Below are 26,746 nucleotides of genomic sequence, written 5' to 3' on the forward strand. Positions count from 1 at the left end.
ATGGGACTTTTTTTCTACACTAAAAAAGGCTCCATAATCTCTACAGTGGATTTACCCACTACAGAAATTATAGAGCCGTATTTTCTACAATAAATCATCTAATTTTTCTGCCAAGTCTTTCTGTTTACTTGGATACAAGTGTGAGTAGGTATCAATTGTTGTTGTAATTGAAGCATGTCCTAAACGTTCTTTTACTATATGATAATCCTCACCTTGGTTTATTAAAAGGGATGCGTGGGAGTGTCGAAAATCATGTATTCTTATTTTTTTTAGTTGCGTATCTCGACTCAAGATTTTTTTATATTGCTTTTCTATACTATCTTTTGTAAGTATGACTGGACTGTTTTGAAAAATTTTTAGTTTCAATGGCTCTTTTGTAAATGCCTTTAATAGATTAAATTGTTTTTCTTTCCAAGTTTCTAGTTCAGTGATTAGTTTCTTGTTAAGGATGATTCTTCTGGTTCCTGCTCTAGTTTTTGTAGTGCTAATATGACTTACTTTATCTTTTGTATAAATTGACTTGGTTACAAAGATTGTATTTATATTTAAATCAATATCTTCCCAAGTTAATGCAAGTGCTTCTCCTAGCCTCATACCTGTAAAGTACAATACTGTGAAAAGCAGTTTTAAATGGTACTCCTCTACTGTAAATAGTTTGAGAAATTGATGGAACTCTTGTATAGTCCAGTATTTTATTTGTGGTTTTACAATTGGTAGTTTCTTTAATTGATTTACTGGATTTTGAGTGTAGTAGCCTTTTCTAATTCCTACATCAAGTATTTTTTTAAGTAAAATCATGATTTTATTGATAGTATTTGTACTTAATTTTTTTTCTGAGTTTTTAGCTCTTTTTTTTCTTAAGTGTTCTCGGAATTCATAAATATCTTCGTATGTTAATTTTCCCACATCATTTAATTTTGAAAAGTAATCTTTAATGTGTTTGTTATAGTTATTTTCCTGCGTGTTTATATAGCTAATTTTTCGTTGATTTATAACATCTTCTTCTTTAAGGAGATTATATAGTAATGGGATTGTAGCTTTAGTACCGTATTTATTGTTTTTTAATTCTACAGTTCGTAGAAAGGTTTCTGCCTCGATAGCTTCTTTTTTTGTTTTATATCCTTTACGGATGATTCTTCGTTGCTTTAATGTTATCGGATCATATCCATTACTAACATCAACATCCCAACTTCCATTATTCCTTTTTCGTATTACCATTGTCTACCCCTTTGTGAGCTTACTATCTTGTATTTCAATACCAAGTAATTCGGATACAATCGTTGCAGGTATTGTTCCAATGCGCTTGTTTTTATATACTACAAAGCCTCTTTCGACGAGCAGTTTTTTTCCTTTTCGAATTATTTGTTTTGAGGTTCCTTCAGTAAATCCAAGAAGTATTAAATCATCTTTATTTATTGTTATTATCATCTTTTCTCTCCTTTGCATTAAAAATGAAAACAAGCCCATTTCTAAGCTTGCTTTCTAGGAGATTATGAATATGAAAAATATTTGGATGATGATAGTATAATCCAATATCCCTAAATTTTTCTTAACTGATATATTCATAATCAAACTTATTTGTTTATTTCAATTTTCTTAATCGATAGCTTATTGTGGAATGGCGAAACTATAGTAGCTTTGGTTTGTTAAGACGGCATAATGTGGTTTATTTTGAACACCTCCAATATTGCATTCGGAAATGAGAAATGTGCCATCCTTATTGACAGCCTCGACAAAGGCTACGTGTCCATATTCTACCGGAGTTCCTCTATATCCACCCTTTATGGACATGACTGCCCCTACTTGTGGTTCGGTTACTTTCATCCAACCTTTAGCTACTAAACTATTTACCCAATCCTGGCCATTGCCATTGTAGTTGTAAATAGCTGAGTTTGTACTGATTCCTGTCTCAATCAGCCGATTGCAGACGTACCAAGTACACTGACCAGGTGGATAGGTGTTATTTCCTTGTGTTGTAACTGATTTTTCAGTTGGAACACCATATTTGAGTTTTCCAGCGTATTCTGATGGGAACGTAAAAGAAGAAAGTAGGGTTCCAGTAGTAAGACCTGTTTCACCTGAAAATGGTATGATACTTCCTGTGGTAATTGTTCCATCGAAGATGGAGAACCATTTGATGGCATCATTTTGTAGTTTTTCAGCCTTCGTTTGTCCATCGAATAGCGAAACTCCTTCGTAGTGTTCTGACCAGTACAAGGCCGCTTGAGCAGGATCAGTTGCCTTTTGCATTTCAGTTTTAACGTTTTTATAATCCCCATTTAATTCTGTAGACATGAGTTGTAGCTGAATATCGGAGTCGAGTGTTCTGCGGGATGCCTTTGACCAACGATTTCCGTTAATTGTATTTGACCAGCCTGACCACTGAAAGTAGCCGGCAACACCACCGCTTGGATTAATGGCTTTAGGATCAAAACCGGATTCTCTTTCTGCAACTGCAAGGCTTCCGCTAGATCCTGCAAGTGTGAATCCTTCTTTTGACAGTTGAAAATTGAGAATTTTAATCACGTCCTCAGCTCGCTCTTCTGAAATTGAAGCTTTTTGTGCCACCTCTTTAGCCGTCAATGTTGTTTGTCTTCCAAATGTTGTTCCATTACTTATATTGCTTGAGGGATTTCCAGCTAAGGCAGCCGCAAAAATGACAACAAGGAAAAGGGGCAACAGAAGTGGAGTGAACAAACTAAGCTTAAATAGGAATTTCATGTGACCCCATCACCTCCTTTAGTGTTTGAGATAAACTTTGAAGATAATTGTACCGAAGAGCCATTTTGCATCCAAAACGACTTGCATTGCGCGACAGGTTTCAATAATTCTTCTGGCTTCCTGATCATCAACAGGATAGAAAACAGTCACTTTGATTGCTTTCAAATCTTCTTCATAAGCTTGATAAATGTATTTTTCCAAGAGTGTTTGAATTTGATTTCTAGAATAGATTCTAATAGCGTCCATCTTGTTCACCTCGCAGTCTGTTTAGTTCTTTCATAAGATGATTTTTTCGCTCAATATTTGCTTTGATTTTGTCGTCTCTAGTCATTGTTTTACGAAAACTCTTTGTAAAGGCATTGGAGCCTTGTGCCTGATACATTGATCCAATCTGATCATATTCGTTGAGTTCTTTTTCTAGACGTTTCATTTTGCGTTGTTTACGCGGTGAAATCCATTGTTGCTTGAGCTCCTGATACTCCATATCTGGTAAAGGTTCTGATGTTGGGAAATGTGAGTTCTTGTTGGGACTTGAATGTTTACGTTCTGTTGATTGTTCTTGACTGACACGGATAGTAGATACTTTTTGTTTTTGACTGTTTGGCTCAATCATTGTCGCTTTTGGTGTATGGATTTCTAATTTTTCAGTCGTTACGGTTGGTGTTACTGGAGAAATAGGATCTTGTTTTGGCGATTGAGAAGGTGGTCTATGTTCTGGAGCGATGGTATTTGATTGTTCCGCCTGTTCTACAGGTTCTTCCTTTCGTATAGGATTTGGTGGAGTTGGTTTCAATCTGTTACCTATATCCTTGATATGAGATGTTGCATGCATAGCGGATCCTGCTACAAGACCAGTTCCAGCTAAGGCAAAGTTTCCAATGTGTTGTGCAGTTTCAAAACTTCTTGTTGGAACTTGTTGGATGATTTCTCTTCCTTGAGTTACTCTAGTCTCGACCTGATGTCCAATGTCTTCCATCTTCAATCGTGCTCTAGATCCCATAATGAACTCAATAAGTTCACCTTTATATATCCAGAGGAAGTAGTAGACTGCAGCCTTTGCAATAACAGTAAGCATAAGCTTGAAGAGTAGTGCAAAGGTGGCAAGAGATGAAAAATTTCCGATAACTGCATCAAATCCTGAAGTGATGAAACTTTCAATGACTTTTTCTAAGTAAAGGATAATCAGCGTAATAAGGGTCGTAATAGTCGGAAAGACAAGTCCTCCAAACATGACTTTCATAATTCCAAAGATGATATCTTGCATTGCAGGGACAAATGAGACGAGCAATGAGAGAGGGAATAATAGGATCATAGCAAGGACGATAATTTGAGCAATAAGATTTAGTATTTGTACAAGAATTAGTGGAATCGCAATAATAATGGCTTCAATGATTTTAAAAATAACATAGAAGGTTTCAATGAATAGATAGTCCCATACAGCCGATACCCATCGGTTTTTTTCTTTTCCATCATTTGCATCATTTCCTAGTTTATCCAGATATTCTTCTCTGTCTTTATTCTTTACGGAAACAAATTGACCAGCCTCATTCCTAATACCGAGTACTTTTGAATCCTCAAACACCTCTTCTTCTCCAGTTTGACTATTTTTATATTTCCCGTTTTCATGACCAGTATTCACAAAGACATAGGCAGTGTAAGAAGTTTGGGCGATATAACTATCAGCCATTGAGGTTCCAACTTTAATTGACTTGCCATCTCCATAAGAAATAGAGACATTTGATATTTTTGTCGTGACAGTATCTGCAAGGTCTTCAATTGTATCTAAGATATAAAGTCCCCCTGAAGTTGAAGCTACTGTTCCAAAGTATCCAAATCCAAGGACAGTGACGATAAAAAGATGTAGAACTTTCTGCATGAAGTTTCCACGTGAAAAGAAATATTGATAAAAGAGGTAAAAGGCTCCAACTGTAAGAAGCATAGAAACCAATGAACCACTGGAAAGTCCGCCCGAAGTGGAGCCTGTTAGCCCTTGCCAAATGGAATTGGCCGCATTATAGACGTAGGTTTTGTAGGAATCGTACAGATCTATATTTTCAAGAACTCGAATCATTAGTGAGAAAAAACCTACCACAAGATTTAAGACAAAAAAGAAGAGATTTACAAAAATCTCGTTCATTGCCACGATGATGGAGGTCTCAATTTTTGAGGTCTTTTCAAGATATGATTTTAAAGCGAAGATATCGACGCCTTTTAATTTCTCAAATGCTTCTTGCATATGAGCCCTCCTTTCTACATAGCATATTTATTTTCTAGGCTGGATGAAACAGTTGCTTTCATTGGTTTTAAGAGCATGTCAATATCGTCAAAGATATTGTGTATAGAAATCATATTGAGGTTTCCGTAGACATCATAATAGAGACATTGACCAGGAATCATATTATCGATCCATTCTAAGTTTTGTTCATTTGCTTCTAAATGGATGTGCTTAAGAATATCTTCTCGTTCTGATTTTTCATAAAAGGCGAAAATTGTTCCAAATCCAGTTGTATCATCGTCATTTTCCGCGTCATGTACGGATTGTGTGATAAGCGCTAAGGTATTGTTTTTTGACCGTCCAATACGGCGCATATTCTTGATAACTGCTTGGCCCTCAGCTGATTTCATCAGTATCCATGCTTCATCAAAAAATTCAATAGTATCTTCATTTTCATCTCGTTCACCAAAGTGGGTACAAAAGGCTCCTAAAGCAAACATTAGTGCAATTGAGTTCCGTTCATGGTCTGAAATCTTAGTGGTATCCGTTTTTGGTAATTTTAGGTTTGCGACTTCAAGTATGGTCACTTGTGAGTCATAATTGAGGCCTTGTGTAGTGCCGTCAGAGAATGCCAACTCCAAAATAGAGTTGGTTACGATAGAGGTTAGATAACGACCAACTGAGGCAATCTGATCATTTTGACTATCTTTGAGCGCTACAAGCACATGCTTAAAGCCAACTGTTTGACCCGCCTGTCTCTTATCGACAATATCATTGATGGTTTCAGTAATAGCTGTCTTTTGATCCATTGTGACATTATCGACGGCCTGAAGTATGAATTCCAACATATTTTTTGCAACTTCCACGGCTTGTTCTTTTTCCAATACAACAATCGGGTCAAGCACTCCGTGATTGGAAGCGAGTGAGCTATCGAGTGTGACAAAGTTGAATGCTTCCAGTTGTTTTTTTCGTTCTGGATAGAGACTAGAAAATTCTGGAGAATGCATGATTTCTTCGTAGTGATGACGAAGTTCCCTTTTAGGATCGATGTACAGCGTTTTTACGTTTTGGAGCGCAACAGATAAAAATATGATTTGTGCCAGGAAAGATTTCCCTTGCCCAGTTGCACCGGTAATGATGATATGTGGATTTTTGGTTATTTTTCCTGCAATGTCTTCTTTATTTCCAACGGTTGCATTAAAGAGGACAATGTTTTTTGAGGCATGTATAGCTTTATCGATTGAATCCCAACGTCCTGTCCAGTTATCTACACGACCGATGTACCAACCAATACGATTACCAGCAGATGTATTCGCAAATGGCATGAGTTCCGCAAAGCCTCGACTCGTAACCATGTGGGTCCAGGTTCTTGTTTTCTTTTGCAGGTCTTGTCCATAGAGAAGACTTTGGAAAAGGTACGGTGTATCGTGGCTTGCTTCACTGATTTCAACGCCCATATCATCAAAGTAGTTTAGCACCACTTGGCGACGGTTCCGAAGTTGAGTGATAGAAGATGCTGATACGATGAGATAAGCGCCATACTCGATAATATCTTCTTTATTTCCGACTTTTTTCATCAGATCTTTTAGGGAAAAGGAGCCCATGATAATCTCATCTTGTTGGACGGTATTGGTACTGTCTGCCTCTTCCATAATATTTTTATATCGAGTATTAGAGCGTCCCATTTTTCCCTTTATTTTATTTCTGTCAATAAACTCCGCCTTGATTTGAAGTTCTACAGGAAAATTTAGGCGTTGGATAAACTCACCTAAGTGGAATCCGTTGAATATAGTATTGAATTTTCCGACTGGCAAAATGGTTACGAAGGATGTTCCGTAGGGACTTTCTAACTTGAGAAAGCCACCGCTCAAGCTTTTTATTAAGGTATCTGTCACGTTAAACAGTGAACGATTAGCAAGCACCTCCCCCTTGAAATGTGGAATATAGCGTAAGTATTGCATTCGTTGATAGTAGAATAATTCTTCGTTGGTTAGACGGCGACAACGAAGTGTCGAGAGAATTTGAAAACAGTCTTGTTCATCGGAAAGATAGTCTTCATACCATGGTTTCTCTTCTTCTAATTCAAAACCAAGTCCATTTGCGATGGTTTCTGTCAGTTCGGAGAACCGTTCATAAGCGAGGTCTGTAAGACTACTTGCCTTGTCATGTTTTCTGAGACGAACACCGACCAACCAATCAAATTGATAGGGGATTTCCATTTCATCTGTCAATGTATCGACTGTATGAAGAAGTAAGTCTTCACCTAATTTTCGGTTATTGGGAGAAAGGGCATCCATAAAATCACGCATCTTCTCTTCAAGAAGGTAATCTTTTGGGATGAGTGAAATTTCAAAGTGTTGATTTTTCGCTAGCTTTTTAATCAGCTGACTGACAGTCCATTTATGTTTTCTTTTTTTATCGTTATCAGTTATAGTGATTGGAGTATTTGGAATCCTGAAATAGGCAGCGACATGTTTATCCTTTCGGTAAATAAGATTTCTGTAAGTAGCCTTAATAGGATATTGTAGGTTGATAGCCATATTGCCTCCTTTCTATAGATTTGTTTGTTCAAAGACAATCTCCTCTTCCTCAAAGGAATCCACGCGTTCATCGTGGTAGATAGCTTTCTTGTTCAGGCGAAATTCATATAAATAGTAAATGTAGTCCGTGAGAAAGAGATGCATTTTCTTTCCATGTGGTTCGTATTCGGTGTAAAACTTTGCCAGCTTATAAGGGACATACACATATAATAAGAGGGAAATCGAGTGAGTAATTTTTGCGAGGGGGACAAGTATGAATGAAAGCCCTAGCACCATAGTGACAAAAACTAGGATAAAGACAACAAAAAAGGATAATTGCATAGGTGTTGCGAAGTACCAAATCCGTGTTCCTTTTTGTGTTTTGATTTCCTGAATCCAATAGGGAGCGTTTAGCCCCCTAGCGTAATCATAGAGCGGGTCTTTTTCAGTGTTCATATCAAAGCCCCGTTTCAATGCCAAAGAGACGGAGGAACCAACCAATAACAGCTAGAATCTGTTGTCCTTTGGTCATTGACATAATAATGCCCCAAAATCCTATAACAGAGAAAAGCTGGAGCCAAGAACTATTTTTCCAAGCTTTAATCGCTAATAGAATTGCGACTGCTGTAATAATCCAAGATCCATCTCCTTGGAGGAATTGTTGTAGTGAACTAGTATTCATAGATATTATTCTCCTTCTGGTTTTGCATAATCATTTGGAATAGTGTGAAGTAATTGAGTTACATAATAGGAGTCTCCTTTTGGAGTAAGTGTTAACGTAAAGTTTTCGGAGCGAGTATTGCCAGCAACTTCAAATGTGACTTGTGTGTAGGCGGTGATCGTTCCCGTATCTTCAACTAAGTAGATATAATCTATCGAATGAAAAATTGTGTTTTCAAGGGCGATTAAACCTTTGCCTACAAGGTCAAGGTTATCTTGATCCGTAGTGTAATTGGAAAAGAAGATAGTAAGGAATTTAGTTACTCTTCCATGAATTTCTTCTGAAACATTGTCTGTAGCCGTCAGGCTTAGTGCTGAATCTGTGTCCACATCTTTGGCTTGAACATCTGTCAAACTAGAGTACCAAGGTAATCCGGAAACGTAGTAGCTTTTATCATTCTTACCATAGGGAATGGAAAAGCCAGTGGTTAGTTCCACTTCTTTATCTTCCACTTTTTGTTTATACGTAACTTGATACAGTGCAGTGTTATCAGTCAGTTGTAAGAGTTTAGCAGAAACAAGTGAGGTAGGTGTTCGTTTTTGACCTTGTGACTTAATGGTGGGGGTGACATTATAAAAATTATTGAGTGTTTCAATTTGAGTTTCTTGTTCTTCGGCTTTATCCGAAAACGTGAAATAGGCTGCCACAAAGTCATTGAGGTAGTAGTTCAAGCGATAGTCTGTATAAGGAGTTGTTGGAGTGAGGCGTGTAGAGTGCGCCTTTCTAATTTCAGTTTCCAGATGAGTGACTTTACTGGAAAGGGCAATAGCACGCATGGATCCAAGAATGCCAATTAAAACGAAACATCCTAATCCAAGAAGGACTAGGATATTTACGTTTTTACGTGTTGCTTTGATGAGTTTTGGAGAACCACGTTTCTTGTCTTGTTTTTTGAAACGTGACAGATATTGTTTTACCTGGTTAATCAGTAAAATGAATTTTGTCATAACTCCTCCTGATTAGAAACTAGCTAACTCAATTAATTTATTGCCTTTTGCATACAACTGTTTGTGAAGTTTATTGATTTCCCCGTTAATGTAGTAGTAGCTACGTAGTTCTGAACGAATCTGGTCAAGGAAGTCTAAAGGGAGTTTTTCAGCCTCTTCGTTTTTCAATAAGCTATTTAATTCACCAGCTTTTGTCCAGGCTTCCTTATCATTATTTGCTTTCATTAGTTCACCAAGTTGTAAAGAGACAGACTTGATTTTCTTTTCAAAAATAGTTTGTTTTGCCATGATTATTTCCTCCGTAAATATGGTTTGTTGTTCTTTGATGATTTGGCGAAAGAGGGTGACGACATGAGTGTCCATCTTTCGATTAAAGTCAAGGACCTTGCCCGACGTTGTAAAATACGCATGTTGGTAGTGATCCATATCATCTATTTTTCGCGCGAATGTATCAAAATAAAAATCTTTCTCCTTCATCAATACGACAAATAGATACCAGATTTCGTTTGTTTCATGAAAGTAGGTAGCACCTTCATAAATATTTTTGATAAACATCAGCTAGATACTCGGATCAAGAGCTTGCCGAATCTGGTATTCCAAGCTAGATAATTTCTCATAGAAGAGCCGTTCGCGCTTGTCGGCTTGTTCTAAACGCTTCAGTACGTTATTGAGGAGGTAGGTTCGGTCTGAGTCTGCGTATCTTATTTCAGTATGGATTGCGACTAAAAGATCATCGCTATTATTCAAAGGTTTTCTCATGTCGGCATAGATTTTTTGGACTCTTTCAGCCAATAGGTTGTTGGTATGTAATTTACACCGTTCTGCATATGGATGGGTCATAAATGCCTCCTGTTACTCCTCAACAAGGTCATCATAGCCAAGGGAGCGATAGATATAGTCATCATCAAACCATAGCCAGTCATTGATTTCACCTTCAGTTGGAATTGTTCCTGAGAAAATTTCCTCACAAAGCCAGGTGAGTTGCTCGATTCCACCACGTTCTCGGACAACGTTTAGGGTTTCTCTAGCACCAGACCATGCTTTAAATTCATCTAAACTATTCAGTTCAACTTTGTATTCCATAGTGTTCTCCTTCTATATTTTGTAAGTGATAGGATGCTTGTAAATCTTGTAAGATATTTTCGCCTCGCTCGGTTATTTCACCATTCGCATGAATCATTTTTAGAAAATCTGTATTCATGATTTTGTCAGCTTCCTCTACTAATTTGAGTGAATTTGCGACCTGATACATCAGCCAATTGACCGTTCTGTCAATAGAATAGGGTTCAGGCTTCATTTGAAGTTTTAGAGGATCAGTACCACCAAAGAGACGTTGCCATTTTTGATCAGGTAGAAACGCACCAAATTTATTGGTGCCGTCATATACCTGTATTTCGTGGTTGATGATTCCCCGTGCGATTTCTCCTAAGTCAACACCGTTGACAAATTCTTCGATTGCGAGTTGTGCTTTTTCTTGAGAAAAGCGTAACTCATATCGATTCCAGATACCAAAAATCTCCAAGGATTCTTCCACGGAGATTTGTTCGCTTCGAGCTAGCTCATAGCGTTTTTCATAGAAGTTGAAGTAGAGATTGCTTTGACGACTGCCAAAATAAATAGAAATACCTTGACTAGCATCCGTGTCCCCTACGTTTTTAAGACTGCCTCCTCCAATGTGATTCCAGCTTCTGATATGTTTGAATCGGACCTCTTCTTTATAGACCTTGGTAATTAAATCTGAAAGATGAAATTGTTCATGTTCTTTTTCGTGACCAAGGTAGCGTTCATCTAAGGCAATATCTAGCCTCGTTATTCGGCTATCCGTTAGATCAAAGAGCATTGCTTGGAGAAATTCTTTCCAGGTAAGGTTTTTGCTTTTTAGTATGAGTTCCATTTCGCGACAGCCTTGTCCAGAGAGTTGGAGGGTTACTTGGAAATTTCCTGTTTCGATTTTATCCCAAAAATCAAATATCCAAATATTACCTCGTTTCCAGAGCCTTGAGTAATTTAGGAGTCTCGTTTCAAACTCTTTGAACTCGGTAAAAGAACAGTGAAGGTAGGTTTGACAGAAGTGGGATAGGTCACGAATAGACATGAATGTCATTCGTAGATAGTCAATCGTTACGTCTATGAGGCCTTCTGTATTATGCTTATGAAATCCAAGCTTCCCTTTGAATTGATTAAATCTTTTTAAACTCAGTCCGCGTGAACCATCCTCGTAACTGCGATAGGTGCGAGTAGAAATCCCGATAGATTGTGCAAATTGTTTTTGGGTCATACCTGTTTGCTTTCTAAATTTCTTGAGGTGTAGCGGATTTAACTTATCCATTCAATAGTAAAACTCCTTTCTAGTCAGTGACACAGTTTTTAGAGGCAAAGTGACACACTTGATTAATCTTGAAAAACCTTGGTACCATTGGCGTTTCGGGGGTTGGATGTTGTCATTTTGACAAATGTTACCCCCCTATTAGAAATCGGGGGTTGAAACACAATCATGGGCCGAAGGAACTGCGAGCTACGGTCTGCGCCTGACGTTGTCAGGCTTGCCCTTGCTCTTGTCCTAGCCCATGATTTGCGAGACAACTTTCAACCGCCTTTGGGTATGACTTGCGCCCTTCCGCCTCAAATAGTTCTAAGGTTTCAAGAAGTAACTGTTCTTGAAAAGGTGTCACAACCAGTGAGTTTTCCTCCTTGTCAAAAGGCATCCCTCGTTCATCTAGCAAATAGATAATTTTCCGGAGAGTTTTGACGGGGAGGTCCTTTTCCTTCGCGAATTCCGTTAGTAGTTGATAATTTTTCTCGGTTTTCGTGTCCATTGCCTCGTTGTTGTTTTCAAGTTCCTCTTTCTCATCCATAGCACTAGTTTGTCCATCTTCCAACACTGGTAATTTCATAAATTTTTCTTCAAAAGAAAATCCTTCATCGAATGGAACGTAGGGGGAGAAGAACTCACCAGCTAGTTCACCGTTATTGGCAATGTAGCCACGGCCATGAACCTTTTTGCCATTGATTTTATCTAGCTTTTTGAACTCTTTGTTTCGGTTTGCATCCCCAAACATCATGTTGTATCCGGTATCTTCTAAGTGTCCAACGGTGAGGCGTTTCATGAAGTTGTCACGAAGTGCTGTTTTGATGTATTCACCGTCTGGTCGCTGCATGGCTTGAATCACAAACATTCCTGCTTGACGCCCTTCAAGGATGATTTGGGTCAGGTATTCTGTCGCTTCAGCTTGTAGGCGATAGTCATTTTCTATCTTCGCGATGAAGGCTGCCCACTCATCAAAGACAAGGAATTTTGGCTTGAGACCGTATTGAGCAAAGTTCTTTCCAGTTTTGTAGTCAGGATGATTTTGCATGGCCTCGTATCGTTCTTCCATTTCAGCAACATTTTCCTTGAGGCATGATATGATATCTTCTTTTGAAATGAAGATACGACCTTTAAAAACAGGTGCTTTTTTTAGACCAGCTAAGTCAGCATTCTTCGGGTCACATAAATCAATGAAGCCAATTTTAGAGAGTGCCAATACAATTGTCATGAGAATGACAGTTTTACCTCCTCCAGTTCCTCCACCAATTAGTAAGTGTGGTTCTGAAATATAGTCCCAGAAGACGTCTTTCATGAGGCGTAGCCCTCTATCTGTCACAGTAACTTCTGAGACAGGAATGCGGGAGGCAATTCGGTTGATGGCAATATCATATTGAACGAACCGCTCGTCAAAGGTTTTGTTTCTAAAGTCCCCATTGAACATGACTTCAAGTGTTGCGCCAAGATTGATAAAGCGGTCTTGAAATTTATTGCCTTCAAGGATAAAAGAGACAAGTAGTTGGTATTTCCCACGTTTGACGTAGACTTTTGGAAGAGTAATTTTTTCTTTGGTTCGCCCCTCTCGTTTCATAGTCTTTGACGTATAATACCGATTTTCTAAAAGAAAATTAGCCATAATTCGTAATGTATTTAGGCGTTGAAAGAAAAGTATTTTCTGGTAGAGAATAGGTGTAATGATTGAAAGAACTACGATTGGTAGAATAGTTGTGAATAGGATACTTGGTACATACTGTAAAGGGTCAACAAGAAGCTGATTATAGATGGGATAGTAGTAGAATCCATTCGCTACTAAAAAAGGTGATAATAGTAGAAGACTGGTTATCACCCGAATATGCCTGTGAAATTTATGGACACGTAATCCACGATAGGTAAAGAGGTGCATATCTACCTCCTAGTATCATTTTTTATCTTCAGCTTTTGGTTCAATTTTGGGAGTAGGTTGGGCCCCTTTTTTCTTGATAGCAGAAGCATAGAGACGATAGTTATCGTTTCGTCCAATAGCTGAATAGGTCACCACAATGTCTGTTAGTTCTACTTCTTCACGGTAGTTGAGATTAAGGTCAGCGATTTCTTGTTCTGACATATCCACGATAGTGAAAAAGAGCGTTTCGTGTTGGTTGGCAGAATGGATACCAACGGTAATACCACGAATTTCCCCTGTTGGAACTTGGGCGAAAGATCCATCATCATTTCGTTGGCTACGATCCGCTTCATAAATGAGTTCTGCACCTTCCAAACTGCGGAAAGTCAATTTGCCAAAGACTTCATCTAGCTTTAAGGCATCAGTGATAACGCGGTAGCTTTTATCAACAATCTGTAGTTTTTCTCCAAAGTTTAATCCAGTTTTAGCCATAGTTTTCTAATTCCTTTCTTATTTTACAATTTCCAGTTTTTCAGCAAAGACATTGAGTGCAGGTGCTACGCTGGTACCATTTACTGCACGGTCTGGGAAGAAAATCGGGTTAATTACTTTGACTTGTGTATCTTCATCAAAGATTGTGTTTGTGGCAGGTGTGATGACGTGGAACGAACCATGTACCTGACTATTCAGGACGTGTCGTTGGTATTTGCCTTCTTTACCAAAGACGGTACGTGGGGCATGACCAAGTTTTTCATAATAAGCAGTTCCAATAAATTCTGGTTTCATAACGAGTGTTTCAGGAATCATAAGTAGTCTCCGTTTCTATATTTGAGTAATAAAAAATCAGCACATAACAGGGCTGACTTGAGCAAAGTAAAAGCGATTGATTTTGTTTTTGTAGATTTGACTATAATAAGTCAATTCAGCAAGTGGATAGCCAGTTGCCTTGAATTTCTTGACGAGCGTGTCAATTTCTTCTTTGACAGCACTAAAGAGACTTGCTTGCAGGTCTAAGCTGTGAGCGTACATTTTATGTGTAAAGAGGTAATTTTGATAGTGACGCTCTAAGCATTGTTCAAAATATGAGGTCATAAATGCCTCCTTTCTTTATTGTAAAAACAAAAGCTACTAGAAAAATCCAGTAGCTTGAGCATAGACTATTCCCGAGAAATAAAGAGAAGTAGTCCGTTTGAAAAAGAGTTATTTGGTTGAAAGACCTATCTAGGAACTAGACAAACCTTTCACGGTGGCAACGTTTAGCAAGGTGCTTTGCGTCAATTACCATCGCTTTCCCAGCCAATCATCCAGGTAGTCATTATCACGCCTGTCACGATTCTCTTACGCCCTTTGGCGAAGCCGGTTCACTTTACTATTCGGAAAAGTGCGAAAGTCCGAAATGCGTGTGAGCCCACAATTCCTAGAATTGTTTTACTATCTCAACTTCAACCACAAACGGACTTGACTTTCTTTTTCAAACAAGATACAATAAAGGTACGAAGTTTAGTGTAGTTTGATAGTCAGTCCTCTGGTTGTCAGACGCACTTTTTATTTAATTTGCAATGAACAGTGATAGGAAGCCTTTGGAATAAGGTTTTTATTTCAAAGATACTTATATCCTATCGGTTATATTTACATTATATATCCAACTGGTTATAAAGTCAACTGTTTTTTGTAAAAAATAAAAATTTTTTTGAAGGAATAGACAATGGAATTTGCAGAACGGTTGAAATCATTGAGATTACAAGCAAAATTAACACAGACAGAAGTGGCTGAAAAAGTGGGTGTCTCTCAACCTCAATATGCCCGATGGGAAGCAGGAAAAAGAAAGCCAACCTCAGAGACACTTCAAAAATTTGCGGACTTTTTCGGAGTTACAATGGACTACCTGTCAGGAAAAGATGATGAAGATGAATTATCAAATGTTGAAGTTCTATTCCGTATGGCATCAGACGGTCTGACAGATGAGGAAAAAGCTACCTTCCGTGAAGAATTGATTGACTTCATGAAGGAACGGAAGAAGCTCTTTGAAGAGGATAAAAAATAAAGCATTTATGTTTTAAATTAGGAGTGGCGTTATGGATAGAACTACGATTATCTCAGAATTAGAGAATATCAAAGATAAAGTAATTACATACGAAAAATCAGTTGCTAGGTTCAAACAGGCAAATAAGGAATTTGAAGAAGCTAAAAACTATGAACCTCGAAGACTGGTGGAGTTTGATAATAAGTATTTTCCTGAATTTGTTGAATCAAAAATAGGAAAGAAGAATCAGCCTAAAGAATTTGCTTATTTTGACCCAAGAAGATTATCAAAAAAAGCAGTGGGCAATCGGAATTCTGAAATCGAAAAACATAATAGTACTATTTTACAATTAAAACGAGACTTTGATGTGCAATATGAGGGTAAGAGACAAAGTTTTAAAATAGAAGATGATAAAGAAAAATCAGAAAAGCTTCAGTTGGCCGAAAAAGAATTACAAATAAGCAAGGAAGATTCAGAATATAACCTTAATATGCTTAATTCTATTGAGTTACTGCCAAAATCAATGCTTTCTAGTTCAATAATTGAACAAATAATAAAATATTTTTCTGATTGGCGAGTAGATAGTGTCAAAGAGGCAATAAATCTTTATTATAATGAGGCATGGAGGATAGAAGAAAGCAAGAAGCTACAAGAATTTTTCAGAACTGTTGATGAGAGACTCACAGATAACAATGAGATGATAGCAAAAGTTTCAGAAGATTCTTCTAATACTATAGAGGCACTCTCTGAACTAAGTAGTGCAGTTGAAAATTTGAGCAAGGAAATTGATTCTTTATTAGATAAGGAGTAGTAAAATGGCAAGTAAAAAATGGATGGAATATCAAAATATGACTACTAGAGCTAAACGTTTCGGTGGTGCGAACAATTATCAAGCTTTTCTGACAATGGCTGGAGTTCTGGTAGGAGCTGCAGTATTAAAGGGTGGAGAAACTGTTTTTAACAAATTCAAGTCCATAAGAAATAATAAGATTGAAAATGAATTATCAAAGAATTCTTATGAAGTGAGAGATTTACCCGAAGAATTCTTTGATGAATTAGGTGATGCAAAAGATAGAATAAAAGTCGGTTCAAAATTTCGAGTTGGGAAAGTTTTTGAAATTGAAGGAGAAAACTCTATATTCGTTGAAATTGAGGGAGACGATAATAATCCATATTTATTAAGAGAAGTGACTGTTGAAAAAATTTCTAACTATAAGTCGTTGGAGAGTAAAGGTTGAATGAAATAGCATAAGCTCAGAGAACTTTCTCTGAGCCTTTTTTCTATTCTTCCTCCGTCACATTAAACTTCTGGAGTTCTTCCTTATAAGCCTCACTACCTTTTTTGAAGTACTGGCGTTCTGATCCTGTAATATTAGCAGTAATAACATCATCTTTGTATTCATATTTGACCGTTGGATTGACGAATCCTGAGATTTCAAAAGTTTGCGTATCAGTATCAATGGTCATACTGCTAGTTGAACCTTCGGCATCGACTGTCCCTTTGTCACCTTTAATAGTGATGACCAGGTCAGTTCCGTAATCTCCGATTTCATAGTATTCTCCGTCCATATTAGGTTTACTTGAACAAGCGACCAGAACGATAGTAATAAAAGCAAGAGCAATAAGGCTAAGTAATTTTTTCATAAATGTTTCCTCCTAGTTGGAATTTATTTTACAGGAATCGTGTTACAAACGTGTTAATGATAGGGTTTCAATCTGGTTGCAAGACAAATGTGTTAGTTGTTAAACTAATTTTCAGTGGACAATCGTCTGCTTTTTTTATATAATTCTAGTCAACCGAATAGTTGACCGATAAATTTGTGAGGAAGTGTTCTGTGAAAAACGTTTATACAAAAGTAACCCAAATTGCAAGAGAACAACTATATCAATTTATGAAGGATAATCAGGTGTCACCCTTGAATTATCACTTTCATTACTATTTTGATGATTGCATCCAGAAATTCGGTATAAAGGTAATGGAGCATCACTTTACCAATCGGAAGATTGAAGGACTTACTATGATTGATGAGGATGGTATTTCAATCTCATATGAAAGTCGGAACCCGCAAGTAAAGCAGAACTTCACCAAGTGTCATGAACTAGGTCACTATATCTTGGGACATTCAGGTAAGCAGTTTACACAATTAAGTAGTAAAAAAGATACTGTTGAAGAAAGCCAAGCCAATATTTTCTCTGCTTATATTCTCATGCCCGATATTGTCCTACTGTCAAAAATTTATTATCGCTTGGATAGTTTCAAGCGAGTAATGACAGAGCTATCCGTATCAGCGGATGCCTTGAAATTTCGATTACAAGATTTATTTCGCTATCGTTTGAAACTAGACAATCAAGAGATTAGCTCAGCTATTTATCAATATCAAACGGGTCAAAGCAAGTCTGTTCTCAGTCTTTTTGAGGAACTCCATACTGAGATTGAAGACGAGTACCGAGCGGTGGAAGAGGATGTTCTTGCTAAAGTTCTGAATCGCCTGAGAGAGTGTTATTTTGTAGCAAGTACAGAGTTTCCCGAGTTGCTAGAAAATAGCTTTCGCAAGGAATTAGAGCAAGAAGATGATATTGATACTTGGTTAGAATATGATTTTGGACAATCAGTAGGTTACGCCTGGCGTACAGATATGTTGACCGCAAAGCAAGCTAAATCAAGAGCAAAAACAATACTCCTATTAGAAAAGAGGTAGTTATGTATCAACCTGACAAATTAAAACAAAAACGAGAAGAACTAGGCTTAGAGCAACAAGAATTGGCTGAGCTCATCGGTGTTTCAAAGCAGGCTTACTTCAAGTGGGAAAAAGGCTTGTCAAAGCCTACTAAAGCCAATATTGCTAAGTTGGAAAAAGTCTTAAAGGTTCCAGAAGGCTATTTGAGTGAAGATGAAATTTCATCCCTCTATAAGCAGCTGACAGAACCAAACCAAGAGAAAGCCATTACCTATGTTCGTGACCTGGTATCGTCACAGAAGGTTATCAGCATTGCAGAGAAGCGTTCAGAGTATCGTGTTTACGAGAAACTTTCTGCAGGTATTGGTGCTTCTGTTTATGGTGACCTGGACTATGACGTGGTTTATTACAATGAAGAGTTGCCACATGATTTTGCCTCTTGGGTTGATGGAAATTCAATGGAACCAACTTATCAAAACGGAGAAGTAGCTCTTATCAGAGAAACAGGCTTCGATTATGATGGGGCAGTTTATGCTGTTGTCTGGGATTCACAGACCTACATCAAGAAAGTCTATCGAGAAGAAGAAGGGCTCCGCTTAGTGTCAATCAATAAGGATTACCCTGATAAGTTTGCGCCATTTGATGAGAATCCACGAGTGATAGGAAAGATTGTCGGTCACTTCATGCCTTTGGAGGACTAACTATGGGCTACTTTGATTATTCACGAGAACCTAAAAGTGATATAGCTTTTGTGGATATGAAATCCTTCTATGCCAGTGTTGAGTGTGTCGAGCGAGGGCTTCACCCCTTAAAAACGTCTCTTTGTGTCATGAGCAGAGCGGATAATTCAAACGGCTTGATTCTTGCTTCATCACCTATGTTTAAAAAGGTCTTTGGTAAGCAGAATGTCGGAAGAGTATATGACTTACCCTTTGATATACATACTCGAAAGTTTTCTTACTATAATGCCAAACGTCAAGGGATTGAAATTACACCTGAGTATGTTCAATTTGTCGAAGAATGGGCAAAGGTGACCTTTATTGTCCCACCAAGAATGAGTCTCTATATCGAAAAGAACCTAGAAATCCAGCGTATTCTACAAAACTATGGGAGTCCAGAAGATATTCTCCCTTATTCGATTGATGAGGGATTTATTGACCTGACAGGCTCTCTAAATTACTTTGTCCCTAACAAAAACTTGTCCAGAAAAGAAAAGCTGGATGTGATTTCAAGTAAAATTCAACACGATATTTTCCGACAGACAGGCGTTTACTCAACCGTAGGCATGTCTAACAGTAACCCACTTTTGGCTAAGTTGGCGTTGGATAATGAAGCCAAGAAGACGAAAACCATGCGTGCAAATTGGTCTTATGAGGACGTAGAAACCAAGGTCTGGGGTATTCAGGAAATGACGGATTTTTGGGGAATAGGCAGTCGCATGAAGAAACGACTCAATGCTTTGGGAATTATGTCTATCAAGGAACTAGCTAATAGTAATCCTGATGTCCTCAAGGCTCATCTAGGAGTCAATGGTGTTGACCTTTTCTTTCACGCTAATGGAATTGATGAAAGTAACGTCCATAAACCCTATAAACCAAAATCTAATGGCATAGGCAATTCTCAAGTATTGCCAAGAGATTATGTCAGACAGAAAGAAATTGAGATAGTCCTTTCGGAAATGGCAGAGCAGGTAGCTGTCCGTCTCAGAAAAACAGGCAAGAAGACGACTTGTATTTCTATTGGCGTAGGTTATTCTCGAAGTGAAGGCAAGAAAAGTATTCATGCTCAGATGAAGATTGAACCAACGAATCAAACAGAAACCTTGAAGAATCATGTTCTGGCTCTGTTTCATAAGAAGTATAGTTCAGGAGCGGTTAGAAGTATCAGCGTTTATTATTCTCAATTAGTAGATGAATCATTCGGACTAATCTCCCTTTTTGATGACGTGGAACAAATCGAAAAAGAAGAAAGGCTTCAATCAGCCATTGACACCATCAGACATCAGTTCGGATTTACCTCGCTTTTGAAGGCAAATGCCTTATCAGAAGGCTCACGGGTTATTGCCAGAAGCAAGCTAGTCGGTGGACATTCAGCAGGTGGATTGGATGGACTAAGCTAATGATAGATAGAAGCTATTTGCCTTTTCAATCTGCTAGAGACCATCAAGACCGTGGTATGATGAAATGGATGGGCTTTTTCCTATCTGAACATACCACATTATTAGATGAGGAAAAGCATAAGACAATCTTTTCAGATGAACTTAGCTTACTGGATAAGCTTACTCTTATCTCACAACTCTATGCAGGGCAACTAATAGGGCAATTTATCATCAAAGAAAGCAATCAAAAAGCCACCTATCAAGGACAGGTGACTGAAATAGCAAATGATGAAATTGTAGTAAAATCAACAGATAAGTTTCATCTTATCGAGGTTAAAGATATTTTAGCCATTCACTTAGTGGAAGGAGGAACAGAAAATGAATAGGAAGGAACTTTACAAAGATAAGTTACAGATGGATTATTTCTCAGAAAGCTATATCAAGTTTGAAGAAGACTTTTACCGCTATTCAGCAGACGGTACACCATTGACTTTTATTATTGATGATATTCTGCTTTCTATGGCACTTTCTCATAAAAATTACTTCAAACTTAACAAAGAAAAGTCAGTTGATGGACGAGACCATTATTTCCAATTTCAAGTTACCTTGGAGCCCGATAATAAGAATGTCAGGACGTTTCGGTATGTGGGGCAAAGGGGGGAGTTATAATGTAAGATGAGTTAGAAGGGGTATGTTGTAAAGTTATTATTTCAAAATCTTCTAAAAGGAAGTTGGTGTATCGCGCACAGACCTCCTCTTTTTATTTAAATATAATCGGATGTGTTATACTAGAATAAACTAGATTAAGAAGGAATTAGGGCTAAAGGATGGAAGAAATTAGATTTGATGAAGTCTCTACTGAAAATGCCGAGAAAACATTTGTAGAAATAATTCTAAAAAAATCTTTAACAGATAGAAAGGAAAGTTATCAAACATTCTTTTTAAATGGTGTTTGGGAAAGTGGTAAAACTACCTTTTTAAATAATGCAGAAAGAAATGCAAATAGGACTAGATTCGTAAATTTAAAACTATGGAAATTACAAGATGAGCGAAGTGTAAAGCTGTCAATAATAGACACATCAATCCCTTCAACTTCTTTAAAGACGAGAGCTTGGCGAATGAGTTGAATACTCGGTAAGAGTGCATTACAACGACGAACAAAGCGAGAATATTCTAGAAAATTAGGGAATAGACTTTGAGCCAATTGGTGCTTTGCTTTAAGTGTTTCACTAAAATGAAGCACTCCCCACAGGTAACAAGTAATCACTAAACAGTCAGATGTTGCAAGATGGACGTTCTTCCGATTTTGTATTTCGAGTGGAACGCTTGTTTGATAAATCGCTTCAATGCTTGTCAGTAAATAAACAAAAACTTTTGTAAGTGTGCTATTATAAGTCATATAGGTCGTGCGCTTTCTAATTCTTAGTGGTTTAAGCTTAGGATAGCACGACTTATATATTTTTCAATGAAATCAACTAGCAATTCAGGTATACTAGATATAATTGAGTATCAAAAAGAGCAGATAAAAGATTTACAAAACACTAAAGATGAACAATTTAAACAATTAAGTAATATGCAAAATCTTTTAGACCACCAACAACGTCAAGCCTTACAGGATAAAAAAGTACTAGAAGAGTATAAATCAGAAATCAATGAATTGAAAGCTCTTAAAATGCCTCAGGAGGATATGAAAGATGGCTCGTCGATAAGGGGTGAGGCGCAGGAAGAAATTGAACGACAGAAAGCTCAATTGAAGTTATCAGAAGAAGAACGAAACAAGGCAAAAGAAAAAGACCCGGTAAAAACAGAATCTAAAAAATGGTGGCAACTATGGAAATGAGGGGAATCAAATGAGTCATTCCGAACAAATGATTGAAAACCAGTTCATACAGATCTTAAGTGAGAAAGAAAATCAGTGGACTTATCGTCCGGACTTGAAGTCGGAAGAAGCACTTTGGCAAAACTTTAGAGGCCATTTGAACCGAATAAATTTAGCAGTATTGGAAGAGCAACTATTAACGGACAAAGAATTCAAGCAAGTCAAAGTCGAGTTTTCACGTTTGACCGGAACGCCTTTTTTAGCTTCTCAATGGCTTAGAGGAGAAAACGGGGTGGCTCAAGTTTTATTAGAGCGAGAAAATGGGAAAAAAGTGACTTTAGAAGCCTTTAGAAATAAGGATATCTCAGGAGGAACTTCTTCTTATGAGGTAGTTCACCAAGTGGTCCCAGATTCCTCTAGAGTAGATCGTGGAGATGTGAGCTTGCTGATTAATGGGCTCCCAATCATTCATATTGAGCTCAAAAAAGAGTCCGCTAAAGACGGTTTCATGCAAGCTTATTATCAAATTCAGCGTTATGCAGAAGATGGATTTTTTAAAGGGATTTACGCAACTACTCAAATCATGGTGATTTCAAATAAAGTCGATACCCGATACTTTGCAAGACCTAGTGAAGATACCGCTGAAGCCTATGCTCGGATGAAGAAGTTTTTATTTAATTGGCGGACTGAAGACAATCAAACGGTTTCCGATTTGTTTGATTTTACTCGTACAGTTTTGCGGATACCCGATGCCCATGAATTGATTAGCCAGTATACCATTCTCGTCGATGATCAAAAAAATCAAAAATTCCTCATGGCTTTAAGGCCTTACCAAATTCATGCTATTCGTAAGATTCGTAAAAAAGCGGCACAGCATGAAGGAGGATTCATTTGGCATGCGACAGGTTCAGGAAAGACCATTACCAGTTTTGTCGCAACGAAATTATTAGCACAAAATGCGATCGGTGTCGATCGTACGGTCATGGTTGTTGATAGAACGGACCTAGATGCTCAAACGCAGGATGAGTTTACTAAGTTTGCCTCGGAATACCATACCGGACAAACGACCGGAAATTCGGTAGCCAATACTTTGATTGTTGGGATCAAAAATCAAAAACAGTTGGCTCGAAACCTCCTTTCATCAAAAAATAATAATACGATTTTAGTGACCACGATTCAAAAACTCTCTGCGGCTATGCGAAGTGCCCAACAAGAGAGTGAAGAAAAAGGCTCGAATCAATTTGAGAAGCTACGGCAAGAACATCTTGTTTTTATTGTTGATGAGGCTCATCGTGCGGTTAGTGATGAGGAAATGAAGCGAATTAAGAAAATATTACCCAATTCAACCTGGTTTGGATTAACGGGGACGCCTATTTTTGAAGAAAATAAAAAGCAAGAAAATGGAACCTTTGCCAGAACGACGAGCCAGCAATACGGGCCACTCCTTCACTCCTATACAACCAAAAATGCCATGGATGATGGGGCTGTGTTAGGCTTTCAAGTCGAGTATCATTCACTGATTTCAGAAGAGGATCAAGAGGTGATTGTCACCCAACTCAATAAAGGAAAGTTGCCAGACGATGCCCTCCAACAAGAAAAATTATTGCCTACGGAACTTTATGAAACAGATGAACATATTCGGACCATGTTACAAAAAATCTTTAATCGGAGAAGTGTGGTCAAAAAGTTCAAGGTAAAGAATGGTTTTCCTACGATGTCAGCCATTCTTACCACTCACTCGATTGCCCAAGCCAAACATATTTACCGGATTTTAAAGGAAATGAAAGATTATGGGACACTCTTGAATGGGCGACAATTTGATGAACGTCATCAACTGATTGATAAAGATTTCCCAAGAGTAGCTATTACCTTCTCAACCAATCCGGATCAATTAGAAAAAAATGAACAAGACGATGAATTAGTAGAGATCATGAAAGAGTATGCGAAACAGTTTGATGCCTCTCCTTATCAAGATGAGAAACTCTACAATCAAAATATTAATAAACGGTTGGCCCGTAAGGAAAAGCAATATCAATCGGATGGTCAGTGGCTAGATTTTGTTATTGTTGTCGATCGTTTATTGACAGGCTTTGATTCTCCAACGATTCAAACCTTATATATTGATCGAGAAATGAACTATCAAAAGCTCCTTCAAGCGTTCTCAAGAACCAACCGTATTTATACAGGAAAAGATTCTGGGTTGATTGTCTCTTTTAGAAAGCCCTTCACCATGAAAGAAAATGTGCAAAACACGTTTCGTCTATTCTCAAATGAAAAGCAAAACTTTGATCAACTGATTCCAAGAGAATATGAAGAAGTCAAAAAAGAATTTATCGAATGTTCAACACTTTATAAACAAAGCGAAGCTGACCTATCGGATAATCCCAACGATCTTAAAACGATGATTGCGCAAGTGAGTGCTTATCAAAAGCTAGAAAAGAGTTATAAAGCGCTCCGAAGCTATGATCAATACGAAGAGGACTTTGAAGCATTTTCAGAAGTGGTGGAGCAGTTGCCACAATATCAAGGTAAAACGGAAAATGTTAAAACAAAGATTAAAGAAATGATCGAGGATGAGGAGCATCCTGAGGAGGACTTCGAGAAGCTTTTACAAGAGATTGCTTTTTCTTCGCAGCTCAATGCGACACATAAAGACGTCGTGGATAGTTTTTATATTAATCAACTTTTGAAAGCGATCCAATTAAACGAAGCAGGGGCCGTTGAAAAATTTGAAAAAGAAATCCAACAAAAGGATCCTCAAATCCAAAAGATGTATCACACCTTGAAAGATCAACTCGTCAATACTACTGAAGAGATCGATGTGGCTCAATTAAAAGAGACTTCGATTCAAAATGAAATTCAAAGACAACTTCAAAAAGAAGCTGAAGAATTTGGATTATCCTTCGACTTTTTACAGTCTGCAATGAATGAATATCAAGGCGATAAGAAAACAATCCCTTATTTAACCCATTTACTGGATTCGATGACCCTCAGTAAAGAAGAGTTCGAAGCCAAAACGGGTGAAAAATACAGAAGAAGAACAAAAGTTTTAGAAGAACGACTACAACAAAATTTTGAACATCTTCAAAAATGGAAGGAAGAATTATAATGGCAACAGGTTTAAATCAACAACTATGGGCTTCTGCGGATATCTTACGTGGGAAGATGGATGCAAGTGAGTACAAAAACTACTTACTGGGATTAATTTTCTATAAGTACTTGTCTGATGCGCAGCTTAGAGAAGTTTATGAACAAGAAAATGGAAAAACAGATACCTTCCCAGAACGTTCCACTCAGTATGCAGGATTCATGGAGTGGTACGAAGAAGACAAAGACGATTTAATCGAAAATATCCAACCCAAACAAGGTTACTTTATCCAACCCGATCAATTGTTTTATCACTACCGCATCAAAGCAGACAACTATGAATTTAATTTGACCGACTTACAAGCAGGTTTTAATGAGTTGGAACGTCAAGGAGAAGAATTTAGTGGATTGTTTGCGGATATTGATTTAAACTCCACAAAATTAGGCTCAAATGCACAACAACGTAATGTGACGATTACTGAGGTCTTGCGTGCCTTAGATGAGATTGACTTATTTGAACACAATGGCGATGTGATTGGGGATGCTTATGAGTATTTGATTGGAGAATTCGCGTCAAGTGCAGGTAAAAAAGCAGGAGAGTTTTATACGCCTCAAGCTGTTTCGAAAATCATGTCAGAAATTACGTCGATTGGACAAGAAACCCGTGCGCCTTTTCATATTTACGATCCTGCGATGGGTTCGGGTTCTTTGATGCTTAATATCCGTCGTTATCTCACGAATCCAGATCAAGTGCACTATCATGGACAAGAGTTAAATACGACGACCTTTAACTTAGCACGTATGAACTTAATCCTTCATGGAGTAGATAAAGAACGCATGAACCTGAATAACGGAGATACTTTAGATGCCGATTGGCCCTCAGAAGAACCTTATCAGTTTGATTCTGTGGTCATGAACCCTCCTTACTCTGCGAAATGGTCAGCGGCAGATAAGTTTCTCTCTGACCCTCGTTTTGAGCGTTTTGGAAAATTAGCGCCTAAATCTAAAGCGGACTTTGCCTTTCTCCTTCACGGTTTTTACCATTTGAAAGAATCGGGAACAATGGGGATTGTCCTGCCTCATGGCGTGCTCTTTAGAGGAGCCGCAGAAGGAACCATCCGTCAAGCCCTTTTAGAAATGGGAGCTATTGATGCGGTTATTGGCTTGCCGGCCAATATCTTTTTTGGAACGAGTATTCCGACAACGGTTATTATTTTGAAGAAAAACCGTTCTCGGCGTGATGTCTTGTTTATCGATGCTTCTCAAGACTTTGAAAAACAAAAAAATCAAAATGTCCTGTTGGATGAACATATTGATAAAATTGTTTCTACCTACAAAAAGCGAGAAGATATTGAAAGATATGCTCATGTTGCAAGTTTTGATGAGCTCCAAGAAAATGACTTTAACTTAAATATCCCTCGTTATGTAGATACCTTTGAGGAAGAAGAACCGGTTGATTTGGTTGCAGTGAATACCAATCTCCTTAAGATCAATGAAGAATTAGTTCAACAAGATCAAACGCTCTTATCTTTGATTAACGATTTTTCAGAAAGTGAAGAGAATCAAGCCTTGATTGAATCGATGCGTCTTCTTTTGAGAGGCGGTCATGATGAGTAAAAAAAGTCCACAATTAAGGTTTGAAGGTTTTACGGATGATTGGGAACTGCATAAGTTTGATGAATGTTTTAATTTTCCTGTGTCTACAAATTCATTATCTAGAGCATTGTTAAA

Annotated in this window: 30 protein-coding genes and 1 pseudogene; 12 read left to right on the forward strand and 19 right to left on the reverse strand. The window is 37.8% G+C overall.

What is annotated here, in order from left to right; all coding sequences use genetic code 11:
* Positions 1-84 precede the first annotated feature (84 nt).
* The 17 genes from ACPC58_RS09425 to ACPC58_RS09505 all read right to left on the reverse strand — a co-directional run bounded on the left by ACPC58_RS09425 (position 85) and on the right by ACPC58_RS09505 (position 14,402).
* Positions 85-1,218 (reverse strand): tyrosine-type recombinase/integrase, encoded by a 1,134-nt coding sequence (locus ACPC58_RS09425; RefSeq protein WP_434065870.1) that lies wholly within the window; start codon positions 1,216-1,218, stop codon positions 85-87.
* A 3-nt stretch (positions 1,219-1,221) separates the two neighbouring features.
* A complete protein-coding gene (locus ACPC58_RS09430; RefSeq protein ID WP_195185400.1) occupies positions 1,222-1,428 on the reverse strand; it encodes a DUF3173 family protein in 207 nt (68 codons plus the stop codon).
* Positions 1,429-1,608: 180 nt separating this feature from the next.
* Positions 1,609-2,721 (reverse strand): phage tail tip lysozyme, encoded by a 1,113-nt coding sequence (locus ACPC58_RS09435; RefSeq protein WP_434065871.1) that lies wholly within the window; start codon positions 2,719-2,721, stop codon positions 1,609-1,611.
* Between the two features lie 18 nt (positions 2,722-2,739).
* Positions 2,740-2,967: a hypothetical protein gene (locus tag ACPC58_RS09440; protein WP_099390412.1), complete on the reverse strand. Its 228-nt coding sequence runs from the start codon at positions 2,965-2,967 to the stop codon at positions 2,740-2,742.
* Entirely contained in the window at positions 2,954-4,957 is a 2,004-nt protein-coding gene (locus ACPC58_RS09445) for a conjugal transfer protein (RefSeq protein WP_434065872.1), read from the reverse strand. The genes ACPC58_RS09440 and ACPC58_RS09445 overlap by 14 nt, the downstream gene beginning before the upstream one ends.
* Positions 4,958-4,971: 14 nt before the next feature.
* Positions 4,972-7,476 carry an ATP-binding protein gene (locus ACPC58_RS09450; protein ID WP_434065873.1) on the reverse strand — a complete coding sequence of 835 codons (2,505 nt, stop codon included), beginning with the start codon at positions 7,474-7,476 and terminating at the stop codon, positions 4,972-4,974.
* 12 nt (positions 7,477-7,488) lie between these two features.
* Complete coding sequence (locus ACPC58_RS09455) at positions 7,489-7,911, reverse strand: conjugal transfer protein (protein ID WP_434065874.1); 423 nt, start codon at positions 7,909-7,911, stop codon at positions 7,489-7,491.
* Position 7,912: 1 nt separating this feature from the next.
* Positions 7,913-8,137, reverse strand: a complete 225-nt coding sequence (locus tag ACPC58_RS09460; RefSeq protein ID WP_099390416.1) for a hypothetical protein — start codon at positions 8,135-8,137, stop codon at positions 7,913-7,915.
* A 5-nt stretch (positions 8,138-8,142) separates the two neighbouring features.
* A complete protein-coding gene (locus ACPC58_RS09465) occupies positions 8,143-9,123 on the reverse strand; it encodes a conjugal transfer protein (protein WP_434065875.1) in 981 nt (326 codons plus the stop codon).
* Positions 9,124-9,135: 12 nt separating this feature from the next.
* Complete coding sequence (locus ACPC58_RS09470; protein WP_099421207.1) at positions 9,136-9,678, reverse strand: conjugal transfer protein; 543 nt, start codon at positions 9,676-9,678, stop codon at positions 9,136-9,138.
* 3 nt (positions 9,679-9,681) lie between these two features.
* Positions 9,682-9,963, reverse strand: coding sequence for a hypothetical protein (locus ACPC58_RS09475; protein WP_434065876.1), 282 nt, complete (start codon positions 9,961-9,963; stop codon positions 9,682-9,684).
* A gap of 12 nt (positions 9,964-9,975) precedes the next feature.
* Positions 9,976-10,206, reverse strand: a complete 231-nt coding sequence (locus ACPC58_RS09480) for a hypothetical protein (protein ID WP_099390420.1) — start codon at positions 10,204-10,206, stop codon at positions 9,976-9,978.
* Positions 10,190-11,452, reverse strand: coding sequence for a replication initiation factor domain-containing protein (locus tag ACPC58_RS09485; protein ID WP_434065877.1), 1,263 nt, complete (start codon positions 11,450-11,452; stop codon positions 10,190-10,192). Before ACPC58_RS09485 ends, ACPC58_RS09480 begins: the two co-directional genes overlap by 17 nt.
* Positions 11,453-11,660: 208 nt before the next feature.
* A complete protein-coding gene (locus ACPC58_RS09490; RefSeq protein ID WP_434065878.1) occupies positions 11,661-13,331 on the reverse strand; it encodes an FtsK/SpoIIIE domain-containing protein in 1,671 nt (556 codons plus the stop codon).
* Positions 13,332-13,346: 15 nt separating this feature from the next.
* On the reverse strand, positions 13,347-13,802 hold the full coding sequence (locus tag ACPC58_RS09495) for a hypothetical protein (protein ID WP_017649873.1): 456 nt from the start codon (positions 13,800-13,802) through the stop codon (positions 13,347-13,349).
* A gap of 18 nt (positions 13,803-13,820) precedes the next feature.
* The gene (locus tag ACPC58_RS09500; protein WP_333564569.1) at positions 13,821-14,117 is read right to left on the reverse strand and encodes a cytoplasmic protein; all 297 of its coding nucleotides are present in this window, start codon (positions 14,115-14,117) and stop codon (positions 13,821-13,823) included.
* A gap of 36 nt (positions 14,118-14,153) precedes the next feature.
* A complete protein-coding gene (locus ACPC58_RS09505; protein ID WP_434065879.1) occupies positions 14,154-14,402 on the reverse strand; it encodes a hypothetical protein in 249 nt (82 codons plus the stop codon).
* Between the two features lie 613 nt (positions 14,403-15,015).
* On the opposite strand from ACPC58_RS09505, the gene ACPC58_RS09510 reads away from it, so the two are divergent.
* Genes ACPC58_RS09510 through ACPC58_RS09520 form a run of 3 tightly spaced genes read left to right on the forward strand, consistent with a single transcriptional unit; the run spans position 15,016 to position 16,571 of the window.
* A complete protein-coding gene (locus tag ACPC58_RS09510; protein WP_434065880.1) occupies positions 15,016-15,354 on the forward strand; it encodes a helix-turn-helix domain-containing protein in 339 nt (112 codons plus the stop codon).
* A 31-nt stretch (positions 15,355-15,385) separates the two neighbouring features.
* Positions 15,386-16,144, forward strand: a complete 759-nt coding sequence (locus ACPC58_RS09515) for a hypothetical protein (protein WP_434065881.1) — start codon at positions 15,386-15,388, stop codon at positions 16,142-16,144.
* 4 nt (positions 16,145-16,148) lie between these two features.
* Positions 16,149-16,571, forward strand: coding sequence for a hypothetical protein (locus ACPC58_RS09520; RefSeq protein ID WP_155777942.1), 423 nt, complete (start codon positions 16,149-16,151; stop codon positions 16,569-16,571).
* Between the two features lie 43 nt (positions 16,572-16,614).
* Here ACPC58_RS09520 and ACPC58_RS09525 read toward each other — a convergent pair whose 3' ends face one another.
* Positions 16,615-16,977: a hypothetical protein gene (locus tag ACPC58_RS09525; protein ID WP_434065882.1), complete on the reverse strand. Its 363-nt coding sequence runs from the start codon at positions 16,975-16,977 to the stop codon at positions 16,615-16,617.
* Between the two features lie 191 nt (positions 16,978-17,168).
* On the opposite strand from ACPC58_RS09525, the gene ACPC58_RS09530 reads away from it, so the two are divergent.
* The 6 genes from ACPC58_RS09530 to ACPC58_RS09555 all read left to right on the forward strand — a co-directional run bounded on the left by ACPC58_RS09530 (position 17,169) and on the right by ACPC58_RS09555 (position 21,236).
* Positions 17,169-18,032 (forward strand): ImmA/IrrE family metallo-endopeptidase, encoded by an 864-nt coding sequence (locus ACPC58_RS09530; RefSeq protein WP_434065883.1) that lies wholly within the window; start codon positions 17,169-17,171, stop codon positions 18,030-18,032.
* Positions 18,033-18,034: 2 nt separating this feature from the next.
* Positions 18,035-18,712 carry a helix-turn-helix domain-containing protein gene (locus tag ACPC58_RS09535; RefSeq protein ID WP_039670447.1) on the forward strand — a complete coding sequence of 226 codons (678 nt, stop codon included), beginning with the start codon at positions 18,035-18,037 and terminating at the stop codon, positions 18,710-18,712.
* Between the two features lie 2 nt (positions 18,713-18,714).
* Entirely contained in the window at positions 18,715-20,130 is a 1,416-nt protein-coding gene (locus tag ACPC58_RS09540) for a Y-family DNA polymerase (RefSeq protein ID WP_434065884.1), read from the forward strand.
* Positions 20,130-20,495: a hypothetical protein gene (locus tag ACPC58_RS09545; protein WP_434065885.1), complete on the forward strand. Its 366-nt coding sequence runs from the start codon at positions 20,130-20,132 to the stop codon at positions 20,493-20,495. Before ACPC58_RS09540 ends, ACPC58_RS09545 begins: the two co-directional genes overlap by 1 nt.
* Positions 20,488-20,778 (forward strand): DUF5960 family protein, encoded by a 291-nt coding sequence (locus ACPC58_RS09550; RefSeq protein WP_434065886.1) that lies wholly within the window; start codon positions 20,488-20,490, stop codon positions 20,776-20,778. The genes ACPC58_RS09545 and ACPC58_RS09550 overlap by 8 nt, the downstream gene beginning before the upstream one ends.
* A gap of 158 nt (positions 20,779-20,936) precedes the next feature.
* Complete coding sequence (locus ACPC58_RS09555) at positions 20,937-21,236, forward strand: P-loop NTPase fold protein (protein ID WP_434065887.1); 300 nt, start codon at positions 20,937-20,939, stop codon at positions 21,234-21,236.
* Here ACPC58_RS09555 and ACPC58_RS09560 read toward each other — a convergent pair.
* A pseudogene (locus tag ACPC58_RS09560) lies at positions 21,161-21,508 on the reverse strand (IS982 family transposase); the annotation flags it as partial. The gene ACPC58_RS09555 and the pseudogene ACPC58_RS09560 sit on opposite strands and share 76 nt — an antisense overlap.
* A gap of 66 nt (positions 21,509-21,574) precedes the next feature.
* Between ACPC58_RS09560 and ACPC58_RS09565 the strand changes: the two are divergent.
* From ACPC58_RS09565 to ACPC58_RS09575, 3 genes are read left to right on the forward strand one after another with little or no spacing between them, the layout of a single operon-like run.
* Positions 21,575-21,949, forward strand: a complete 375-nt coding sequence (locus tag ACPC58_RS09565) for a hypothetical protein (protein ID WP_099421331.1) — start codon at positions 21,575-21,577, stop codon at positions 21,947-21,949.
* A gap of 10 nt (positions 21,950-21,959) precedes the next feature.
* Entirely contained in the window at positions 21,960-25,037 is a 3,078-nt protein-coding gene (locus ACPC58_RS09570; protein ID WP_434065888.1) for a type I restriction endonuclease subunit R, read from the forward strand.
* Positions 25,037-26,632: a type I restriction-modification system subunit M gene (locus ACPC58_RS09575; RefSeq protein ID WP_129194326.1), complete on the forward strand. Its 1,596-nt coding sequence runs from the start codon at positions 25,037-25,039 to the stop codon at positions 26,630-26,632. Before ACPC58_RS09570 ends, ACPC58_RS09575 begins: the two co-directional genes overlap by 1 nt.
* Positions 26,633-26,746: the final 114 nt, after the last annotated feature.

The sequence above is a fragment of the Streptococcus sp. VTCC 12905 genome, assembly GCF_049893385.1.
Lineage (GTDB): Bacteria > Bacillota > Bacilli > Lactobacillales > Streptococcaceae > Streptococcus > Streptococcus suis_AA.

What these genes read in the sequence shown, in the direction of transcription:
- ACPC58_RS09475 (WP_434065876.1), bottom strand. Translation starts at nt 9,963, where the DNA reads ATGACCCATCCATATGCAGAACGGTGTAAATTACATACCAACAACCTA.
- ACPC58_RS09445 (WP_434065872.1), bottom strand. Translation starts at nt 4,957, where the DNA reads ATGCAAGAAGCATTTGAGAAATTAAAAGGCGTCGATATCTTCGCTTTA.
- ACPC58_RS09490 (WP_434065878.1), bottom strand. Translation starts at nt 13,331, where the DNA reads ATGCACCTCTTTACCTATCGTGGATTACGTGTCCATAAATTTCACAGG.
- ACPC58_RS09535 (WP_039670447.1), top strand. Translation starts at nt 18,035, where the DNA reads ATGTATCAACCTGACAAATTAAAACAAAAACGAGAAGAACTAGGCTTA.
- ACPC58_RS09450 (WP_434065873.1), bottom strand. Translation starts at nt 7,476, where the DNA reads ATGGCTATCAACCTACAATATCCTATTAAGGCTACTTACAGAAATCTT.
- ACPC58_RS09570 (WP_434065888.1), top strand. Translation starts at nt 21,960, where the DNA reads ATGAGTCATTCCGAACAAATGATTGAAAACCAGTTCATACAGATCTTA.
- ACPC58_RS09470 (WP_099421207.1), bottom strand. Translation starts at nt 9,678, where the DNA reads ATGTTTATCAAAAATATTTATGAAGGTGCTACCTACTTTCATGAAACA.
- ACPC58_RS09455 (WP_434065874.1), bottom strand. Translation starts at nt 7,911, where the DNA reads ATGAACACTGAAAAAGACCCGCTCTATGATTACGCTAGGGGGCTAAAC.
- ACPC58_RS09425 (WP_434065870.1), bottom strand. Translation starts at nt 1,218, where the DNA reads ATGGTAATACGAAAAAGGAATAATGGAAGTTGGGATGTTGATGTTAGT.
- ACPC58_RS09505 (WP_434065879.1), bottom strand. Translation starts at nt 14,402, where the DNA reads ATGACCTCATATTTTGAACAATGCTTAGAGCGTCACTATCAAAATTAC.
- ACPC58_RS09465 (WP_434065875.1), bottom strand. Translation starts at nt 9,123, where the DNA reads ATGACAAAATTCATTTTACTGATTAACCAGGTAAAACAATATCTGTCA.
- ACPC58_RS09550 (WP_434065886.1), top strand. Translation starts at nt 20,488, where the DNA reads ATGAATAGGAAGGAACTTTACAAAGATAAGTTACAGATGGATTATTTC.
- ACPC58_RS09430 (WP_195185400.1), bottom strand. Translation starts at nt 1,428, where the DNA reads ATGATAATAACAATAAATAAAGATGATTTAATACTTCTTGGATTTACT.
- ACPC58_RS09540 (WP_434065884.1), top strand. Translation starts at nt 18,715, where the DNA reads ATGGGCTACTTTGATTATTCACGAGAACCTAAAAGTGATATAGCTTTT.
- ACPC58_RS09510 (WP_434065880.1), top strand. Translation starts at nt 15,016, where the DNA reads ATGGAATTTGCAGAACGGTTGAAATCATTGAGATTACAAGCAAAATTA.
- ACPC58_RS09520 (WP_155777942.1), top strand. Translation starts at nt 16,149, where the DNA reads ATGGCAAGTAAAAAATGGATGGAATATCAAAATATGACTACTAGAGCT.
- ACPC58_RS09485 (WP_434065877.1), bottom strand. Translation starts at nt 11,452, where the DNA reads ATGGATAAGTTAAATCCGCTACACCTCAAGAAATTTAGAAAGCAAACA.
- ACPC58_RS09440 (WP_099390412.1), bottom strand. Translation starts at nt 2,967, where the DNA reads ATGGACGCTATTAGAATCTATTCTAGAAATCAAATTCAAACACTCTTG.
- ACPC58_RS09435 (WP_434065871.1), bottom strand. Translation starts at nt 2,721, where the DNA reads ATGAAATTCCTATTTAAGCTTAGTTTGTTCACTCCACTTCTGTTGCCC.
- ACPC58_RS09480 (WP_099390420.1), bottom strand. Translation starts at nt 10,206, where the DNA reads ATGGAATACAAAGTTGAACTGAATAGTTTAGATGAATTTAAAGCATGG.
- ACPC58_RS09460 (WP_099390416.1), bottom strand. Translation starts at nt 8,137, where the DNA reads ATGAATACTAGTTCACTACAACAATTCCTCCAAGGAGATGGATCTTGG.
- ACPC58_RS09515 (WP_434065881.1), top strand. Translation starts at nt 15,386, where the DNA reads ATGGATAGAACTACGATTATCTCAGAATTAGAGAATATCAAAGATAAA.
- ACPC58_RS09500 (WP_333564569.1), bottom strand. Translation starts at nt 14,117, where the DNA reads ATGATTCCTGAAACACTCGTTATGAAACCAGAATTTATTGGAACTGCT.
- ACPC58_RS09555 (WP_434065887.1), top strand. Translation starts at nt 20,937, where the DNA reads ATGGAAGAAATTAGATTTGATGAAGTCTCTACTGAAAATGCCGAGAAA.
- ACPC58_RS09495 (WP_017649873.1), bottom strand. Translation starts at nt 13,802, where the DNA reads ATGGCTAAAACTGGATTAAACTTTGGAGAAAAACTACAGATTGTTGAT.
- ACPC58_RS09545 (WP_434065885.1), top strand. Translation starts at nt 20,130, where the DNA reads ATGATAGATAGAAGCTATTTGCCTTTTCAATCTGCTAGAGACCATCAA.
- ACPC58_RS09525 (WP_434065882.1), bottom strand. Translation starts at nt 16,977, where the DNA reads ATGAAAAAATTACTTAGCCTTATTGCTCTTGCTTTTATTACTATCGTT.
- ACPC58_RS09565 (WP_099421331.1), top strand. Translation starts at nt 21,575, where the DNA reads ATGAAATCAACTAGCAATTCAGGTATACTAGATATAATTGAGTATCAA.
- ACPC58_RS09575 (WP_129194326.1), top strand. Translation starts at nt 25,037, where the DNA reads ATGGCAACAGGTTTAAATCAACAACTATGGGCTTCTGCGGATATCTTA.